Raw genomic sequence first — 2119 nt, forward strand, 5'->3', positions numbered from 1 at the left:
ATGGTTAAGTGGGAAACGATGTGGGAAGGCCCAGACAGCCAGGATGTTGGCTTAGAAGCAGCCATCATTTAAAGAAAGCGTAATAGCTCACTGGTCGAGTCGGCCTGCGCGGAAGATGTAACGGGGCTAAACCATGCACCGAAGCTGCGGCAGCGACACCGTGTGTTGTTGGGTAGGGGAGCGTTCTGTAAGCCTGTGAAGGTGTGCTGTGAGGCATGCTGGAGGTATCAGAAGTGCGAATGCTGACATAAGTAACGATAAAGCGGGTGAAAAGCCCGCTCGCCGGAAGACCAAGGGTTCCTGTCCAACGTTAATCGGGGCAGGGTGAGTCGACCCCTAAGGCGAGGCCGAAAGGCGTAGTCGATGGGAAACGGGTTAATATTCCCGTACTTGGTGTTACTGCGAAGGGGGGACGGAGAAGGCTATGTTGGCCGGGCGACGGTTGTCCCGGTTTAAGCGTGTAGGTATGTGTTCCAGGTAAATCCGGTTCACTTTAACACTGAGGCGTGACGACGAGGCACTACGGTGCTGAAGCAACAAATGCCCTGCTTCCAGGAAAAGCCTCTAAGCATCAGGTAACATCAAATCGTACCCCAAACCGACACAGGTGGTCAGGTAGAGAATACCAAGGCGCTTGAGAGAACTCGGGTGAAGGAACTAGGCAAAATGGTGCCGTAACTTCGGGAGAAGGCACGCTGACACGTAGGTGAAGTGATTTACTCACGGAGCTGAAGTCAGCCGAAGATACCAGCTGGCTGCAACTGTTTATTAAAAACACAGCACTGTGCAAACACGAAAGTGGACGTATACGGTGTGACGCCTGCCCGGTGCCGGAAGGTTAATTGATGGGGTCAGCGCAAGCGAAGCTCCTGATCGAAGCCCCGGTAAACGGCGGCCGTAACTATAACGGTCCTAAGGTAGCGAAATTCCTTGTCGGGTAAGTTCCGACCTGCACGAATGGCGTAATGATGGCCAGGCTGTCTCCACCCGAGACTCAGTGAAATTGAACTCGCTGTGAAGATGCAGTGTACCCGCGGCAAGACGGAAAGACCCCGTGAACCTTTACTATAGCTTGACACTGAACATTGAGCCTTGATGTGTAGGATAGGTGGGAGGCTTTGAAGTGTGGACGCCAGTCTGCATGGAGCCGACCTTGAAATACCACCCTTTAATGTTTGATGTTCTAACGTGGACCCGTGATCCGGGTTGCGGACAGTGTCTGGTGGGTAGTTTGACTGGGGCGGTCTCCTCCTAAAGAGTAACGGAGGAGCACGAAGGTTGGCTAATCCTGGTCGGACATCAGGAGGTTAGTGCAATGGCATAAGCCAGCTTGACTGCGAGCGTGACGGCGCGAGCAGGTGCGAAAGCAGGTCATAGTGATCCGGTGGTTCTGAATGGAAGGGCCATCGCTCAACGGATAAAAGGTACTCCGGGGATAACAGGCTGATACCGCCCAAGAGTTCATATCGACGGCGGTGTTTGGCACCTCGATGTCGGCTCATCACATCCTGGGGCTGAAGTAGGTCCCAAGGGTATGGCTGTTCGCCATTTAAAGTGGTACGCGAGCTGGGTTTAGAACGTCGTGAGACAGTTCGGTCCCTATCTGCCGTGGGCGCTGGAGAACTGAGGGGGGCTGCTCCTAGTACGAGAGGACCGGAGTGGACGCATCACTGGTGTTCGGGTTGTCATGCCAATGGCACTGCCCGGTAGCTAAATGCGGAAGAGATAAGTGCTGAAAGCATCTAAGCACGAAACTTGCCCCGAGATGAGTTCTCCCTGAGACTTTAGGTCTCCTGAAGGAACGTTGAAGACGACGACGTTGATAGGCCGGGTGTGTAAGCGCAGCGATGCGTTGAGCTAACCGGTACTAATGAACCGTGAGGCTTAACCTTACAACGCCGAAGATGTTTTGGCGGATGAGAGACGATTTTCAGCACTGATTCCGGATTTTCGGGAACGAAAGATAAAAGATTCGTTTCCGGCAACAGAATTTGCCTGGCGGCACTAGCGCGGTGGTCCCACCTGACCCCATGCCGAACTCAGAAGTGAAACGCCGTAGCGCCGATGGTAGTGTGGGGTCTCCCCATGCGAGAGTAGGGAACTGCCAGGCATCAAATTA

At 53.8% G+C, this 2119-nt stretch carries 2 rRNA genes; both read left to right on the plus strand.

What is annotated here, in order from left to right:
* A 23S ribosomal RNA gene (locus AAYN39_RS00005) occupies nt 1-1892 on the plus strand; the annotation flags it as partial.
* 102 nt (nt 1893-1994) lie between these two features.
* Nucleotides 1995-2110: ribosomal RNA gene (rrf, locus tag AAYN39_RS00010) — 5S ribosomal RNA — on the plus strand.
* The last annotated feature ends 9 nt before the right edge of the window (nt 2111-2119 follow it).

Source organism: Salmonella sp. K21076, from assembly GCF_039650795.1.
Classification (GTDB): domain Bacteria; phylum Pseudomonadota; class Gammaproteobacteria; order Enterobacterales; family Enterobacteriaceae; genus Salmonella; species Salmonella enterica.